This is a genomic window from Campylobacter sp. CS_NA3 (genome assembly GCF_027797495.1).
GTDB lineage: Bacteria > Campylobacterota > Campylobacteria > Campylobacterales > Campylobacteraceae > Campylobacter_B.
The window spans coordinates 339,798-355,608 of sequence record NZ_CP115609.1; the positions used below are offsets into that span (position 1 = coordinate 339,798).

Annotated in this window: 16 protein-coding genes; 13 read left to right on the plus strand and 3 right to left on the minus strand. The window is 36.0% G+C overall.

From position 1 onward, the window contains the following. Position 1: 1 nt before the first annotated feature. The 4 genes from thiH to PF026_RS01835 all read left to right on the plus strand — a co-directional run bounded on the left by thiH (position 2) and on the right by PF026_RS01835 (position 2,939). On the plus strand, positions 2 to 1,147 hold the full coding sequence (thiH, locus tag PF026_RS01820) for a 2-iminoacetate synthase ThiH (RefSeq protein WP_270863320.1): 1,146 nt from the start codon (positions 2 to 4) through the stop codon (positions 1,145 to 1,147). A 24-nt stretch (positions 1,148 to 1,171) separates the two neighbouring features. Further along, positions 1,172 to 1,768, plus strand: a complete 597-nt coding sequence (locus PF026_RS01825; protein WP_270863321.1) for a thiamine phosphate synthase — start codon at positions 1,172 to 1,174, stop codon at positions 1,766 to 1,768. A gap of 106 nt (positions 1,769 to 1,874) precedes the next feature. After that, on the plus strand, positions 1,875 to 2,660 hold the full coding sequence (locus PF026_RS01830) for a hypothetical protein (protein WP_270863322.1): 786 nt from the start codon (positions 1,875 to 1,877) through the stop codon (positions 2,658 to 2,660). A 36-nt stretch (positions 2,661 to 2,696) separates the two neighbouring features. Beyond that, complete coding sequence (locus PF026_RS01835) at positions 2,697 to 2,939, plus strand: hypothetical protein (protein WP_270863323.1); 243 nt, start codon at positions 2,697 to 2,699, stop codon at positions 2,937 to 2,939. Between the two features lie 177 nt (positions 2,940 to 3,116). Here the strand turns inward: PF026_RS01835 and PF026_RS01840 are convergent, their stop codons facing one another. Beyond that, on the minus strand, positions 3,117 to 3,719 hold the full coding sequence (locus PF026_RS01840) for an IMPACT family protein (protein ID WP_270863324.1): 603 nt from the start codon (positions 3,717 to 3,719) through the stop codon (positions 3,117 to 3,119). 67 nt (positions 3,720 to 3,786) lie between these two features. On the opposite strand from PF026_RS01840, the gene galU reads away from it, so the two are divergent. The 4 genes from galU to PF026_RS01860 all read left to right on the plus strand — a co-directional run bounded on the left by galU (position 3,787) and on the right by PF026_RS01860 (position 6,863). Continuing rightward, positions 3,787 to 4,620: a UTP--glucose-1-phosphate uridylyltransferase GalU gene (gene galU, locus PF026_RS01845; protein ID WP_270863325.1), complete on the plus strand. Its 834-nt coding sequence runs from the start codon at positions 3,787 to 3,789 to the stop codon at positions 4,618 to 4,620. Then, on the plus strand, positions 4,607 to 5,830 hold the full coding sequence (locus tag PF026_RS01850) for a glucose-6-phosphate isomerase (RefSeq protein WP_270863326.1): 1,224 nt from the start codon (positions 4,607 to 4,609) through the stop codon (positions 5,828 to 5,830). Before galU ends, PF026_RS01850 begins: the two co-directional genes overlap by 14 nt. Positions 5,831 to 5,894: 64 nt before the next feature. Further along, complete coding sequence (locus PF026_RS01855; RefSeq protein WP_270863327.1) at positions 5,895 to 6,278, plus strand: YgiW/YdeI family stress tolerance OB fold protein; 384 nt, start codon at positions 5,895 to 5,897, stop codon at positions 6,276 to 6,278. Between the two features lie 144 nt (positions 6,279 to 6,422). Then, positions 6,423 to 6,863, plus strand: coding sequence for a Dps family protein (locus PF026_RS01860; RefSeq protein ID WP_270860007.1), 441 nt, complete (start codon positions 6,423 to 6,425; stop codon positions 6,861 to 6,863). A 124-nt stretch (positions 6,864 to 6,987) separates the two neighbouring features. On the opposite strand, the gene PF026_RS01865 is transcribed toward PF026_RS01860, so the two are convergent. Further along, positions 6,988 to 7,659, minus strand: a complete 672-nt coding sequence (locus PF026_RS01865) for a hypothetical protein (RefSeq protein WP_270863328.1) — start codon at positions 7,657 to 7,659, stop codon at positions 6,988 to 6,990. 174 nt (positions 7,660 to 7,833) lie between these two features. Continuing rightward, positions 7,834 to 8,190: a histidine triad nucleotide-binding protein gene (locus tag PF026_RS01870; RefSeq protein WP_270860414.1), complete on the minus strand. Its 357-nt coding sequence runs from the start codon at positions 8,188 to 8,190 to the stop codon at positions 7,834 to 7,836. A 143-nt stretch (positions 8,191 to 8,333) separates the two neighbouring features. Between PF026_RS01870 and pheS the strand changes: the two genes are divergently transcribed. The 5 genes from pheS (at position 8,334) to PF026_RS01895 (ending at position 15,796) form a co-directional block, all read left to right on the plus strand. Further along, a complete protein-coding gene (gene pheS, locus PF026_RS01875) occupies positions 8,334 to 9,329 on the plus strand; it encodes a phenylalanine--tRNA ligase subunit alpha (RefSeq protein WP_270863329.1) in 996 nt (331 codons plus the stop codon). Continuing rightward, complete coding sequence (pheT, locus tag PF026_RS01880) at positions 9,326 to 11,656, plus strand: phenylalanine--tRNA ligase subunit beta (RefSeq protein WP_270863330.1); 2,331 nt, start codon at positions 9,326 to 9,328, stop codon at positions 11,654 to 11,656. The genes pheS and pheT overlap by 4 nt, the downstream gene beginning before the upstream one ends. Continuing rightward, the gene (gene aroA, locus PF026_RS01885) at positions 11,653 to 12,930 is read left to right on the plus strand and encodes a 3-phosphoshikimate 1-carboxyvinyltransferase (protein WP_270863331.1); all 1,278 of its coding nucleotides are present in this window, start codon (positions 11,653 to 11,655) and stop codon (positions 12,928 to 12,930) included. Before pheT ends, aroA begins: the two co-directional genes overlap by 4 nt. Next, positions 12,920 to 13,756, plus strand: a complete 837-nt coding sequence (locus PF026_RS01890; protein ID WP_270863332.1) for a 4-hydroxy-3-methylbut-2-enyl diphosphate reductase — start codon at positions 12,920 to 12,922, stop codon at positions 13,754 to 13,756. Before aroA ends, PF026_RS01890 begins: the two co-directional genes overlap by 11 nt. A 363-nt stretch (positions 13,757 to 14,119) precedes the next feature. Further along, positions 14,120 to 15,796: a 30S ribosomal protein S1 gene (locus tag PF026_RS01895; protein ID WP_270863333.1), complete on the plus strand. Its 1,677-nt coding sequence runs from the start codon at positions 14,120 to 14,122 to the stop codon at positions 15,794 to 15,796. The last annotated feature ends 15 nt before the right edge of the window (positions 15,797 to 15,811 follow it).

Below are 15,811 nucleotides of genomic sequence, written 5' to 3' on the forward strand. Positions count from 1 at the left end.
AATGGAAAAAATAGACCACATGAAATACCTAGAACACATGCAGGTTATAGATGATAGCTTAATGCAAAAAGTGCTAAATTTAAGGCAAAATTACGACCCAAACGCTTATAATGAAGCCGATGTTTTAAGGGCGATAGAGAAAAAAAATAGAAATTTAGACGATTTTGGCGCACTTCTAAGCGTAGTCGGGGCTAAATTTTTAGAAGAGTTAGCAAGGGCGAGTATGAGTGAAACTAGGGCGAAATTTGGCAATAATATCTCGCTTTTTACGCCGATTTACATTTCAAATTATTGCGATAATAACTGCGTGTATTGCGGATTTAGCAAAAAAAATCAAATTAAAAGAGCCAAGCTTAGCGATGATGAGCTAATAGCCGAATACGAAGCGATAAAAAAGAGCGGACTTGAAGAGCTTTTGGTGCTAACAGGCGAAAGCAGGGTTGATAGCGATGTGAGTTATATCGCCCATGCGTGTGAAATCGCCAAAAAATATTTCAAGGTCGTAGGCGTGGAGATTTATCCTTTAAATTCCGATGAATACGCTATCTTGCATAACTCAGGCGTGGATTTTGTAACCGTTTTCCAAGAGACATACAACACGGAAAAATACGCAAAACTGCATTTAGAAGGCAATAAGCGAATTTTCCCGTATCGTTTCAATGCCCAAGAAAGGGCGATAATGGGCGGTATGCGCGGAGTGGGCTTTGCGGCACTTTTAGGTCTTGATGATTTTCGCAAGGACGCCTTTGCTACGGGCGCGCACGCGTATTTGTTGCAACAAAAATACCCGCACGCCGAGATCGCCTTTTCAGTCCCAAGACTGCGACCGATAATAAATAATAATAAAATCAATCCGCGAGATGTCCATGAAAAGGAGCTTTTGCAGGTGATTACAGCATATCGCCTACTAATCTCTAGTGCGAATATTACGATTTCGACGCGCGAAAGAGCTGGTTTTAGAGATGAAGCGATTAAAATCGCCACAAATAAAATTTCAGCAGGAGTTAGTGTCGGTATCGGCGGACACAGCCAAAAAAAGGGCGACGAGCAGTTTGAGATAGATGACGCCAGAAGCGTGGCTGAGGTTTGTGCTGCGATTAGGGGTGCGGGGTTAGCGCCACTGATGAGCGAGTATATTTATCTGTAAATTTGCGAAATTTGGAGCGAAAAAGTGAAAATCACGGCGATTTCAAATTTAGAGCTTTGTGGCGGAAAAGAAGCGTTGAAAGAGAAAATTTCACGCCTTTGCGAAGCCGGGATTAGCGAAATAATCTTGCGTGAGAAAAATTTGAACGAGAGCGAATACTGCGCACTTTTTTGCGAAGTTTTGCAAATTTGCAACCATTTTGGCGTTCGTCTTTTTTTGCATAATTTTTTGGATTTAGCTTTTAAAATGAAGTATAAATTTGTGTGGCTTCCTTTGCAAATTTTAGAGCAAAATTCTAATCAAAATTTAGCCAAATTTGAAAAAATCGTAATCTCAGTTCATAGCATAGATGAAGCTAAACTTGCCCTAAATTTGGGTGCAAATGCACTTTGTTTAAGCCATATTTTTCCGACAGATTGCAAAGCAAATTTAGAGCCAAAGGGGCTAGGTTTAATTCGCAATGTGCGTGAGTTTTACCGCGGCGAAATTTACGCCCTTGGCGGGATAAATTCTAGTAATTTCCACTTTGCGATTGAAAGCGGAGCCGATAATATCGCCATTATGAGCGAAGCGATGAAGTGCGAAAACGAAAAAGAATTTGTGAAAAAATTTAAAATTTAATTCCATTATTAATTCGAACATATAAAACAAAATTTTTTTATTTAAGCATATATACATATATATATCGGTAAAATCCTAAGATTATTTTAGAAATTTTAGGATTGCAATGGAAAAATCAGAAGAAGGAATGTATTCAAAATTTAAGGCTTTAGAATATAACAAAAATGATGATTTTTGCAGTTTTTGGGCTAAAAAATCAAATTGCTATTTTAGAGAAATTTTAGAAAATTCTACTCTTATTGCCAAAAAATTTGGAGAGCTAAATGATGTCGATGAGTGTAGTTATGAATTTGAAAATTTACAATTAGACATAGAAAAAATATATTCCACGAAAAATAACAAGGTAATTTGTGCTTTTACTGACGCAAATAACAACAATGATTTAATGTGGGCACACTATGCAAATGGTTCAACGGGTGTTAAGATTGATTTTTATGTCGATGAAAAATTTGAAAAATTTATAAAGCAAGTCGAGTATAAACCAAATAGAGATTGTGTTTGCGATACTAGCGAAAATACAATTACAAAAATAATGTGTAGAAAAAATAAAATTTGGTCTTATGAGAGAGAACGCAGGGCGATTTTTGATAGCGATAGTGATGAATTTAAGGAATTTATTTTAGATGGAAATAACTTTTTCCCTATTAATATAAGCAAAATAACTTTGGGTAGAAAATTTTGTTTATCTCCAAATTGCAGAGTTTATGACCCAAATTCAGAAAAAGATAGAGAATTTGATAGCAATGTCATAAAAGTGGCACGATTTATATATAGAGTTTTGAAAAACAATAAAAAATACTCATTAAAAATGCCTGAAATTCGGGCTTACAAAACAAAATATTCACCAGAAGCATTTGAGATTACGGAAAATTTATTAGAAAATTTGGCTTAATGGTCAAAATTTTTTAAGATAAAAAGGAAAATTAGTATGATTGTTGAACTTATGATTTCTGATGAAAAGTTAGAGAACTTAAAAAGAGAAACTCAGTCCTTATATACTGAATTGATTAAAGATAAAGAAAATATAGTAAAAAATTTTGAAAAATATCTTACGATAAATGTGCAATATACCAGTGGTACAACACGCTTTGTGTTGGCACTTTTATTAATGTGGCTCGGGTCTGCTGTGGTGTTTGGGTTTTTTAAAGATCCAAATTTGGTTGTTTTTTAGGTCTATTATTGTTATGTTTATTCTGTGGCTTTTATATTATGTTCCTGTTAAAATATCTGATAGAAATTATAGTAAAAATCTAAAAAAACATAATTTAGCAAAGCAAGCTTTACATATAGTTTCGTAGGGTGGGCATCCTTGCCCACCAAAATTTACAAAAAAATTCTAAAATAAAATTTAACTAAAATTCGGAATTTCGCTAAATTTAACGCTTTCGTTTTGTAGGTTTTGGATAAATTCGTTTAAATTTGCAAATTCATTTTTTGTGATTTCGCCTTTGAAATTTGCGCCAAGGTCGTTAAATTCGGCATTAAATTTTAAATTTTGTTTTGAAAAAAAGTGTTCAAATTTTGAAATCAAACTAAACGGCACAAAAAATTCGCAAGATTTTTTAAATTCAAAAGGCGTAAGTGTTGCCGAATTTATCGCTAAATTCACGCTTGAAGCATACGCTCTAACAAGTCCGCCTGTGCCTAGCTTTATCCCGCCAAAATACCGCACGACTAAAACCGCAGTATTTATAAGCTCTGCTCCACGCAAAGCATTTAAACAAGGCGTTCCGCTTGTGCCTTTTGGTTCGCCATCATCTGATTGATTTTCCACGATTTGATTAAATTCGTTTAAAATTCGATACGCCCAAACGATATGCGCTGCTTTTGGATGCTCGTTTTTTAAACGCGATAAAAGTGCGTCAAATTCGCTAAACGGCGTTAAAAATGCGATAAATTTGGATTTTTTAACTTCGTTTGAAATTTCAAAAATTTGCGTTATTTGTTGCACTTTTTACCTTTTGCAAAATATTTTTTTGATATAATACAAAAATTTTGATTAAATTTAAGGATTTAAAATGATACAAACTTGTCTTTTTCCTGCTGCCGGTTATGGCACGAGATTTTTACCTGCGACAAAATCTTTGCCAAAAGAGATGTTGCCGATTTTAACGAAGCCTTTGATTCACTACGGCGTTGATGAAGCCTTAGAGGCCGGTATGACAAATATGGCGTTTGTCAGTGGTCGCGGAAAAAGGGCGTTGGAAGATTATTTTGATATTAGCTATGAGTTAGAACACCAAATTTCTGGCTCTTCAAAAGAGTATTTGTTGCAAGAAATTAGAGATTTGATGAATACTTGCACATTTTCTTTTACTAGGCAACGCCAGATGAAAGGTCTTGGTCATGCCATTTATACAGGCAGAACGCTTGTCAGAGATGAGCCATTTGGCGTGGTTTTGGCTGATGATTTATGCGTAAATGAAAATGGCGAGGGCGTTTTAGCGCAAATGGTGAAAGTTTATGAAAAATATCGCTGTTCGGTTGTTGCCGTTATGGAAGTCGAACCTAGCCAAGTTTCAAGCTACGGCGTGGTTAGTGGCAAATTTATAGAAGATGACTTGATGATGGTTAGCGATATGGTCGAAAAACCCGCACCTGACGAGGCTCCATCAAATTTGGCAATCATCGGTCGCTATATCCTAACGCCTGATATTTTTGAGATTTTAGAGCATACCGCGCCCGGTAAAAACGGCGAAATTCAAATCACTGACGCGCTTTTAAATCAAGCCAAAAACGGCGTTGTAATCGCGTATAAATTTAAAGGCAAACGCTTTGATTGTGGTTCTGTTGATGGTTATGTCGAAGCGACAAAATATTTTTACGAGATGATGAAAAATGGTAAAAAATAGTCTTTTTTTTAAAAAAGCCGAATTTAGCGAGATAAAATCCTACGCAAAACGCTTAAATAGCGAGAGCGAGAGTGGCGAAATCGGGTATTATGATTTGCCGAATTTTGGCGATGAGATCATCAAAGAAGCCGAAGAATTTTTCAAAGACAAAATTTACGACAATATCGTGCTAGTTGGAATCGGCGGTTCAAGCGTGGGCGTGAGAGCCATTTTAAGGGCTTTAAGAGCCAAAAAAATGCGAGCAAGACTTCGAATTTTAGATAATATCGACGGATTTAGATTTGATACGATTACGCAAAGTATCGAATTTGATAAGACGATTTTTATAATCTCGTCCAAATCAGGCACGACGGTTGAGACGATTTCGATCTTTAAGGCGATTTTGGATTTTTACAAGCCTAGTGATATTAGCAAAAATTTTATTTTTATCACCGATAACGGCTCAAAACTCGAAAAATTCGCAAACCAAAACAATGCAAAGGTTTTTAATATCCCAAAAAATGTCGGCGGAAGATTTAGCATTTTAAGTGCGATTGGGCTTGTGCCTATGGTAGCGCTAGGACTTGATGCAAAGGCGCTTTTGCAAGGTGGCGCCCAGTGCAAGGCTGATTTTTTCGATGAAAAAGATGATACTCTTTTGCAAAAAGCCTATCATTATGCCACGCACAAATACGCCAAAATAAATGTTTTATTTAGCTATTGCGATCGTTTGGCAGGACTAAATGACTGGTATGTTCAGCTTTGGGCTGAAAGTTTGGGCAAAAAGCTTGGTCATACGCGTTTTGGGCTAACGCCGATAGGGCTAGTAGGAAGCAAAGATCAGCACTCATTTTTACAGCTCATAATGGACGGCACACGCGATAAAACAGTATCCTTCATAAAAATTTTAGATCAAAACAGCGAGAAAAAAGTTCCAAATTTAAGCCTTGAAAATTTAGATGATTTGGATTTTGCAAACGGCATTTGCATGAGCGAAATCATAAATTTGCAATGTGATGCGACCATGCACGCGCTCATAAATGAAGGAATTAGTGTCGATTTGATCGAAGTTAGCGAGTTAAATGAGCGAAATTTAGGATATTTGTTTTATTATTTTGAGCTTTTAACTAGTGCTGTTGGCATTATGTTTGGCGTAAATACTTACGATCAGCCGGGCGTGGAAATCGGTAAAAGAATTTTAAAATCTTTGATTTTAAAAGAGCAAATTTGAGACTTAACGATTTCTTTATGAAATAAAACTATAATTTTTCAAATTTTTTCTTAAAGGATAAAAGATGAAAAAGGTAATTTTAAGCTTAGCATTAGCCTGTGCTACGGCGTTTGCCGCTAACGGCGGTTTTGCCGGTGCAGAACAAAACCACTCACAAAAAGGCGGTTTCGTCGATAACGCAAAAATTTCAGTTATGAGCGTGAAAGAAGCACTAAATGCAAGAGATGACACAAGGGCGGTTTTACGCGGAAAAATCGTGCGTGAAATAAAACACGAGAAGTATGAATTTACAGACGGAAAAAGTCGAATTTTAGCTGAAATCGATGATAAAATTTGGCAAGGCTTAGTCGTAACTCCAAATGATTTTGTCGAAATTGAAGGCTATATCGACAATGATCCGTTTGAGCGGACAGAAATCGAAGTTTATCGCATTATTAAATTAAAATAACAAAAATCACTTCTTGGCGATTTCATTATAAAAATCGCCAAATTTTTATAATTTTTATTAAATAATAAAAATTATTAATTAAAATAATTTATTTTTAAGTTTCATTTGCTATAATTTCATAAATTATTTCATAAGGAGAACAAAATGAAAAAGGTTATCGAACAATTAAACAAGCTCCAAGCTGACGCTCATGCGTTATTTGTTGCATTTCACGATTATCACTGGAATGTAAAAGGTATGGATTTTTATCAAATTCACGCCTACACAGAAAAAGCTTATGAAAACATGGCGACTTTATTTGATGATATGGCAGAAAGAGCGTTGCAACTTGGCGGAAAGGCAGTTGTAAAGGTCGATGAGCTTACAAAACTAGCAAAAGCTCCGACTATAAGCAAAGCAAGTTACAAAGGCGAAGAAGTGTTAAAAGCTGTATTAAAAGCAGATGAATATCTAATCGCTGAGTTTAAAAAACTTGAAAGCGAAGCTGAAAAAGCAGGCGATGCTACAACCGTCGCAATCGCACAAGGCGAGTATGCTAAACTTGAAAAAGAAGTTTGGATGCTAAAAAATACTTTGGCGAAATAGTTACAACGCTATTTTGCAATACTTTGGTGCGGAGCTTTCCGCACCTTTTATTTTATAGCTATTTTGTAATTTATTCTATATTTTGGTATTACAAAATTTTGTATAGCTAGACCTTATGATAACTTTAATCCAATTTCTTAAAATACACAACAAAAGAAGTGATAATTCCAAAAATAGCACCTAAAATAGTAATAAAAAGCCAAATAAATCCAAAACCATAAAAAATTCCAAAGATAAAAAAATCCAAATTTTCTAATTTTGGAATTTCTGAGCTATTGAAATAACCTTTTTTGTTTTTTATTTCTATAAGATTATAGCACATAAGCAGGAAAAAAGATAACGAAACCAAAAAAAGAAATCTATTTTTAATGAGCAAACCCGAAAATTCGTGTGGTCGTAAAATCAAAGTGACAAGTTGGTCTGGGGCGGATTTGTTTTCGTGTAAAAATATGCTGGGGTCATCTACTCTTTTGCATTTTATCCAAAAATCATAATGAAAACCCAGAAAATAAATAGCATAAATGAAGCAACAAACGCCATAAATTAGACCGAGTAGGCTCGTTTCGCATAGATAAAATGTAACAAAAGTCGGCAAATTTTCGTATGAATAATTTACGATTTCAAAATGAGATTTCATAAAATTTATAAACTCATTTAAAATAGGAAATTTTTCCACAATATCGTTTGGTAAGATAAAAATTTGCAACGAAACTAGCAGTGTAAAAATCAAAAAATAGCAGTTGTATTTTTTGATTTTTTTATGCAAATTTAGCAATTTCGTCTCTTTATTTTCCATTGATAGCCTTTTTCTTTAAAAGCAAATTAAAACATATTTTTACTTAAAATTACCAATAAATATAAAATAGATTTCTAGCTTAATATTGCAATATTTTGTAATTATAAAATAAATTTAAAATGAAAAGAATTCGCCACTCAGCGAATTCTTGCGATAAGGTTAGCTAAAATTTATTTAAAAATTATCTTTTGTATTTGGGTCTCTAAAATGCCCCCATGCGAGTTTTGTGCCGCCTAAAATGTGAAAATGTAAATGCGGAACTTCCTGTCCGCCGTTTTCGCCACAGTTTGAGATAAGTCTATATCCAGTTTTATCTAGCCCCATTGTTTTGGCGACTTCTTGGATAAATTTTGTCATCTCGCCCATAAGCTCGGCGTCCATTACCTGAAAGCTTTCATAACATTTTTTTGGGATTGCTAAAATGTGGATTGGCGCTTTTGGATTTATATCGTGAAAAGCTAGGAATTTATCGGTTTCAAGGACTTTGTTGCATGGAATTTCACCTGCGACTATTTTTTCGAAAATTGTCATTTTTTGCTCCTAAATTTTAAGATATTTTGTGCGTGAAAATTATACTAAAATTTGCTAAATTCTAGGCAAATTTTTTAAATTTTACCTTGTTTTTATCATTTTTTTTATACAATCTAGCGAAAATTTTTACTAAGGATTAGACTTTGCAAGAGTATGAAGCGAAAATCAAAAATGCCGAAAGCCTTGATGAGATTGAAAAAATCAGACTTGAACTTTTTGGCAAAAAAGGGCTCATAACCGAGCTTTTTAATAATCTCAAAAATGTTCCAAACGAACAAAAAAGAGAATTTGCACAAAACGCAAACAAACAAAGAGATTTTTTTGGCGAGTTAATCAGCGAAAAAAAGGCGATTTTAGAAACAAAAGCGCAAAAAGAAGCGATGAAAGCAGAAGCCATCGATGTTACTATGTTTAACGAAAACGCTGCAAACGGCGCATTGCACCCTGTAATGGCGACTATGGATAAGATTATCGAATATTTTATCTCACAAAATTTTAGCGTCGAAACAGGGCCGCTTATCGAAGATGATTTTCATAATTTCGAAGCGTTAAATTTACCAAAATACCACCCAGCGCGCGATATGCAAGATACATTTTATCTAAATAATTCAAATTTGCTTCGCACCCATACAAGCGGCGTTCAAATTCGCACAATGGAGAAATTTGGCAAACCGCCGATTCGCATGATAGCACCGGGTGCTGTTTTTAGACGAGATTTAGACTTAACACACACGCCTATGTTTCATCAGGTTGAAGGTCTTGTGGTAGAAGAAGGCGACAAAGTAAGCTTTGCAAATTTAAAAGATATTTTGCAAAAATTTTTAGTTTATATGTTTGGCGATGTCAAGGTTCGATTTCGACCTAGCTTTTTCCCATTTACGGAGCCTAGCACCGAAGTTGATATTAGTTGTATTTTCTGTAAAGGTGCAGGTTGTAGGGTTTGCAAACAAACAGGTTGGCTTGAAGTGCTAGGAAGCGGCGTGGTTGATCCAAATGTTTTTAAAGCTGTGGGCTGGAAAAATGTCAGCGGATACGCTTTTGGGCTTGGCGTGGAGCGTTTTGCAATGCTACTTCACCGCATACCTGACTTGCGTTCATTATTTGAAGGCGATATTAGATTATTGGAGCAATTTAAATGATAGTTACAAGAGAGTGGTTACAAGAGTGGATTGATATTTCAGGCATTAGCACCGATGAGCTTTTAAAAACGCTAAATTCGATAGGCCTAGAAGTTGATAGTTATCGCAAGATTGAAATCCCAAAAAAGGTCGTGGTTGGCTTTGTAAAAAGCAGAAAAGCTCATGAAAACTCCGATCATCTAAGCGTTTGCGAAGTTGATATTGGAAGCGAAGTTTTGCAAATCGTATGTGGTGCAAAAAATGTCGCAGCAGGGCAGTTTGTGGCTGTGAGTCTAGTCGGAGCCGTACTTCCAAACGGACTAGAAATAAAACCTGCCAAACTTCGTGGCGTAGAAAGCTATGGTATGATTTGCTCGGCAACTGAGCTAAATTTGCCAAAGCTAAATGACGGCATAATGGTGCTTGATAGCAGTATGGGCGAACTAACTCTTGGCAAAGAACTTTGCGAATTTAAAGCTTTTAGCGATGATGTTATCGAAGTCGATCTTACGCCAAATAGAAGCGATTGTCTAAGCATTAGGGGCGTTGCAAGAGATTTAAGCGCTGCGCTTGATTTGCCGTTAAAAGATAGAAAAATTTACGAAGAACAAGACGGGCTTTTAGGCATCGGAAGGTTGCTTTCGCTTCACAGCGACGATAAAATAAATGCCAAATTTGCGTATCGTGCGTTTGAGATAAAAGAAAAAGTTTCGTTTGATTTGTTGCGTTCGCTTCGTTTGGGTTTTGCGGATTTATTAGGTGCAAATTTTATCGCAAATTTGATAAATTATGCCGTGCATACAACGGGGGTTTTAATAAGGGCTTATGATTATAATAAAATTTGCGAAAAATGCGATAAAATCGCACTTAAAATCAATCAAGAAAAATATGGAAATTGCGGAATTTATTGCTGTGATAAGCAAATTTCCTTAGCAGGAATTTCGCAAAATGCCGAATTCAAGGCTGATGAAAACACAAAAACCGTCTTGCTCGAAGCAAACTACACACGCCCTGAAATCATCGCAACAGCAACAGGCGAAGATAAAAGCCTAAAAGGCGACGAGCAACTTTATCGCTCGGTCAGGGGTAGTGAGCCAAATTTAGAGCTAGGACTTGATTTGATTTTTGCAAATTTGGCAAAAAACGAAAGCATAAATTTGTATGCAGGAACGCAAAAAATCGCCCCGCAAAGCGAAGCAAATATAGTTAGCTTTACAAATAATGAAATCAATAAAAAAGCCGGAATGGAAATTTCGCCAAGCGACATTGTAAAAATTCTAAAAAGGCTTGGGTTTGAGATAAATTCGCAAGGCGATTTAATCAGCGTAAAAGTGCCTGAATTTAGGCATGACATCGCCAATTCGCAAGATATTTGTGAAGAGATTGTGCGAATAATCGGCATTGATAATATTCAGGCAAAACCGCTTGAATTTGTTGAGAGCAACCGATTAAATCAAACATTTTTTGATTATAAAAATGCAAAAAATTTACGCCAAAGAGCAGCCGATAACGGCTTTTTTGAGTGCGTTCATTATGTTTTTGACGATAAAGAAAAACTAAGCGAATTTGGCTATGCACCTTGTAAAATCGAAATTTTAAATCCGATAAATAACGAGCTAAATACGCTAAGACCGACACTTATAAATCATTTATTAAGCAGTGCCGAGCGAAATACGAAAAATTCAAAAAGAGCGATTAAGCTTTTTGAGCTTGGAAGCGTTTTTGACGCTAATGGCGTTCAAAGCCAAAAAATTTCATTTATCGCCAGTGGTCTAAAAAACGAGCAATCGCTTTTAAATTCGGCAAAACCTGCGAGTGTTGATTTTATATATTTTGCAAATTTGATCCAAAATATCATCGGCAAATTTAGTTGCGAAGTTCCGCAAACGCTTGTGCCTTTCCTAAGCGAATTTGAACAAGCTAACATCGTGCAAAACGGCGTTAAAGTGGGCTTTATCGGCAGAGTTGATAATGCTTTTGAAGCTAAGCGAGATTTGGCTAAAACTTATGTTTGCGAGATTGATTTTTCTGCTTTGAAATTTGAAAAAATCGAAGCAAAAGCATATTCAAAATTTCCAAGCATTAGTAGAGATTTAAGCCTAGTCGTGCCAAAATCTATGCGTTTTGAAGAGATTAAAAAATGTATAAATTCGCTAGAAATTGCGAATTTAAAGGAATTCTTGCCGATTGATATTTACAAAGATGAGAATTTAAAAGATAGCATTTCTTTGACAATCAAATTCAATTTCCAAGATATGGAAAAAACGCTTGAAGATGATGATATAGCTGCCATTATGGATAAAATTTTAAAAGCATTAAATGAAAAATTAGGACTAAATTTAAGATGAAAATTTATGCTCAAAGCTCTGCTTTTAAGGCAGAGATTTCAAATATCGCTTCGGATAAATCGATTTCGCACAGAGCGGCGATTTTTTCGCTACTCTCAGGCGGAACGACGAAAATCAAAAACTATCTTTTCGCCGAAGATACAAAATGCACTCTAAAAATCGTTGAAAATTTGGGTGCAAAGGTTGAAATCAAGGACGATTGCGTTTGTATCATGCCGCCTGAAAAACCAAAAGAGCCAAACTGCATACTCGAATGTGGAAATTCAGGCACCGCTATGCGCCTTTTTATGGGACTTTTAGCTAGTTTGGACGGCTTTTTTGTGCTAAGCGGCGATAAATATCTAAACGAAAGACCGATGAAGCGAGTAGGCGATCCTTTGGCAAAAGTCGGAGCTAAAATTTACGGACGAAACGGCGGCGATAAGGCTCCATTAGCCATACAAGGCGGAAAGCTAGAATATTTTGAATATGAGAGCAAAATTTCATCAGCGCAGGTTAAAACTGCCCTTATTTTAGCAGGCCTTAACGGCAATGGTTGCAAATTTAGTGAGCCTGAGCTTAGTAGAGATCATACAGAGCGAATGCTAAAAGGCATGGGAGCTGAAATTAGCGGGGACGGGCTAACTCTAAGCGTGAAACCTTTGCAAAAACCACTCAAACCGCTTGAAATTTTTGTGCCAAATGACCCAAGTTCGGCGTTTTTCTATGCCGTGGCAGCGTGTATTATTCCAAATTCAAAAATTGTTTTAAAAAATATGCTTTTAAACAAAACTCGCACTTACGCTTATGAAATTTTACGCCAAATGGGAGCCGATATAAAATTTAAAAAAACTAGCGAAATTTACGAAGAAATCGGCGATATAGAAGTTAGCTATGCTCCGTTAAAAGCTGTGAGTGTTAGCGAAAATATTCCGTGGCTGATCGATGAAGCCCCTGCCTTAGCGATTGCATTTGCATGTGCGAACGGAAAAAGTAGCCTAAGAAACGCAAAAGAGCTTCGCGTGAAAGAGTGCGATAGAATCAGCGTTATGGTTAAGGGGCTAAAAACTTGTGGCGTGGAAGTAGTGGAGTTTGAAGACGGCTTTGAAATCACGGGTGGTTGCGGGTTGCAACCTGCCATCATCACACCACACGGCGATCACCGAATTGCGATGAGTTTTGCGATTTTGGGCTTAAAAAGTGGTATGATTATCGAAGATGACGAGTGTATCGCTACTTCATTTCCAAATTTCAAAGATATTTTAAGACAAATCGGAGCAAAAGTTGAAGATTGAGCTTGCTAGTAGTTGTGGATTTTGTTTTGGCGTAAAAAGAGCCATAAAAATGGCTGAGAGTGCAGGAACTGCCGCAACTATCGGCGAACTAATCCACAACGCAGAAGAGATAAAACGGCTAAAAGATAAATTTGGCGTCAAAACCCTTAGTGGAATTTCTGAAATTACCGATGAAAATAAGTTAATCATACGCACACACGGCATCACAAAGGACGATTTGGAAATTTTAAAATCACAAAATAAAGAGCTAATCGACGCAACATGTCCCTTTGTAACCAAACCACAACAAATCGTAGAAGAGATGAGCGAAAACGGCTATGATATAGTCATTTTTGGAGATACTAACCACCCCGAAGTAAAAGGTGTGAAATCTTACGGCAAAGACCAAAGCAGGGTATTTGTGGTTTTAGATGAGAGTGGGCTTGAAAATATCAAATTTAAAAGCAAGGTTGCCGTTGTTTCGCAAACGACCAAAAAAATAGAAAATTTTATGAAAATAGTTGATTTTTTAGTTAAAAAAGTCCGTGAAGTTCGCGTTTTTAACACGATTTGTAACGCTACGCTTGAAAACCAAGAAGCCGCCAAAGAACTAGCCGAAAGAGCCGATATAATGATAATCATAGGCGGAAAAAATTCATCAAACACAAAGCAGCTTTTTTTGATTTCGCAAAAATTTTGCAAAGATAGCTACCTAATAGAAAATGAAAATGAGCTAGAAATTTCGTGGTTTGAAAATAAAAATTTGTGTGGGATTAGTGCAGGGGCTAGCACACCGGATTGGATTATTCAAAAAGTCATCGCAAAAATAGAAAATTTTAATCTTTAAATTTTGACTTGAAATCAGCCTAGCTTTTTCAAGTGTTCGCAAATTTCTCCTTCGATAGGCATACTAGCCTTATCTCAGTCGAAATTTGCTTCACAGCTCGAAAAATCGTCGGCATTTGGTTACCAAATTTAGATTGAATTACTTTGTAAATCCAAATTTCTTTCCATTGTCATTGCGAGAATTTGCCGTTAGGCAAATTTGAAGCAATCGCCAATGTTTAAATTTACAAAACAACTCAATATAAAATTTTAGAATATCATCATAAAATTTAGCCATTTCTTTTTATAAAACATAAAGTAAATTTGCAATATAATTATAAATCGTGCTTTTTTTAAAAGCACAAATTATTTTAAAAGGAATACGATGCCTAAGGTGAACGAAAAAGTTCAAGAAAACGCAGAATTCGAAAACGAAGATTTTGCGGCAATGTTGGAAGAGTCTTACAAAAAGACTGAAAGAGATGAAGTTGGTGAGGGTAGAATCGTCGCTATTAAAGACAGCGAAGTGTTTGTCGATGTCGGTAGAAAGTCAGAAGGCGTTTTAGAGATTTCTGAAATCACTGACGAAAACGGCAATTTGCTTTTCAAAGAAGGCGATTCTATAAAAGTTGCTATTACAGGTAGCAGAAACGGTCGTCCGCTAGTGTCATACAAAAAAGCACTTAAAAAAGAAAAAGTCAAAGAATTTATCGCAAATTTTGACGAAAATGCGGAAAATATCTATGATGTTAAAATCGTTTCTTTTAACAAAGGCGGTTATGTATGCGTAAATTCCGACAGCGTTGAATTTTTTATGCCTCGTTCGCAAAGTGTATTTAAACACTCAAATTCAGTAATCGGCAAATCATATAAAGTAAAAGTTATCAAAATCGACAAAGACGAGCAAAGCGTGGTTGTTTCTCGCAAAAAACTTTTAGATGAAGACAGAAAAGTCAAAAAAGAAGCGATTTCAAAAATCGTTGAAAATGACGGCGTCATCGAAGGTGTCGTTAAAAAAATCACAACTTATGGTATGTTTGTTGATGTCGGTGGCGTAGATGGGCTAGTTCATTACAGCGAAATTAGCTACAAAGGCCCTGTTAATCCAAATTCGCTTTACAAAGAAGGCGACAAGGTTCCTGTAAAAGTCATCAAATATGACAACGACAAAAGACATTTATCACTTTCAATCAAAGGCGCAATGCCTGATCCATGGGACGAAATCAAAGATAGCTTAGAAGTAGGCGATACTATCCAAGTAACAGTTAGCAACATAGAGCCTTATGGTGCGTTTGTTGATTTGGGAAATGATATTGAAGGCTTTTTGCATATCAGCGAAATTTCTTGGGACAAAAATATCAAAAATCCAAAAGATTTCATTTCAGAAGGCGATGAAATCGATGTCGAAGTCGTTGAAATCAACGCAGCAGAAAGAAGATTAAGAGTAAGCCTTAAAAATTTATTAGCTAAACCATTTGACGAATTTAACGAAGCTTACAAAGTAGGCGATGTCGTCAAAGGCGTAGTTACGACTATCACAAATTTTGGTGCGTTTATTAAAATCGGAAGCGTTGAAGGTCTTTTGCATAATGAAGATGCTTCTTGGGATAGAAATGAAAAATGCAAAAATTTATTCAAAGTCGGCGATGAAGTAGAAGTAAAAATCATCAAAATCGATAACGAAACCCAAAAAATCTCTCTAAATCGCAAAGATTTAGCCGACAGCCCTGTAAATGAGTATGCGAAATCTCACGCACAAGGTAGTATCGTAAAAGGTAAAATTCGCGATATTAAAGATTTTGGTGTGTTTGTCGAACTTGGCGATAATGTCGATGCACTAATCCGCAAAGAAGATTTAGGCGCGATTGATCCTGCGAATTTGAAAGTAGGCGATGAAATCGAAGCTGCGATTGCATTTATCGATGAAAAGAAAAATAGAATTCGCCTAAGCATTAAACGCCTTGCAAAACAAAAAGAGCGTGAAGATTTAGATAAATTTAACAGCGAAAGCGACGATAAAATGACGCTTGGCGATCTTATCAAAGATCAACTTGCAAATTAAATTTAAAGCCCGTAA

Coding starts and splice junctions, on each gene's coding strand:
- thiH (WP_270863320.1), top strand. CDS start 2: ATGGAAAAAATAGACCACATGAAATACCTAGAACACATGCAGGTTATA.
- PF026_RS01830 (WP_270863322.1), top strand. CDS start 1,875: ATGGAAAAATCAGAAGAAGGAATGTATTCAAAATTTAAGGCTTTAGAA.
- PF026_RS01835 (WP_270863323.1), top strand. CDS start 2,697: ATGATTGTTGAACTTATGATTTCTGATGAAAAGTTAGAGAACTTAAAA.
- galU (WP_270863325.1), top strand. CDS start 3,787: ATGATACAAACTTGTCTTTTTCCTGCTGCCGGTTATGGCACGAGATTT.
- PF026_RS01850 (WP_270863326.1), top strand. CDS start 4,607: ATGGTAAAAAATAGTCTTTTTTTTAAAAAAGCCGAATTTAGCGAGATA.
- PF026_RS01855 (WP_270863327.1), top strand. CDS start 5,895: ATGAAAAAGGTAATTTTAAGCTTAGCATTAGCCTGTGCTACGGCGTTT.
- PF026_RS01860 (WP_270860007.1), top strand. CDS start 6,423: ATGAAAAAGGTTATCGAACAATTAAACAAGCTCCAAGCTGACGCTCAT.
- PF026_RS01865 (WP_270863328.1), bottom strand. CDS start 7,659: ATGGAAAATAAAGAGACGAAATTGCTAAATTTGCATAAAAAAATCAAA.
- PF026_RS01870 (WP_270860414.1), bottom strand. CDS start 8,190: ATGACAATTTTCGAAAAAATAGTCGCAGGTGAAATTCCATGCAACAAA.
- pheT (WP_270863330.1), top strand. CDS start 9,326: ATGATAGTTACAAGAGAGTGGTTACAAGAGTGGATTGATATTTCAGGC.
- aroA (WP_270863331.1), top strand. CDS start 11,653: ATGAAAATTTATGCTCAAAGCTCTGCTTTTAAGGCAGAGATTTCAAAT.
- PF026_RS01895 (WP_270863333.1), top strand. CDS start 14,120: ATGCCTAAGGTGAACGAAAAAGTTCAAGAAAACGCAGAATTCGAAAAC.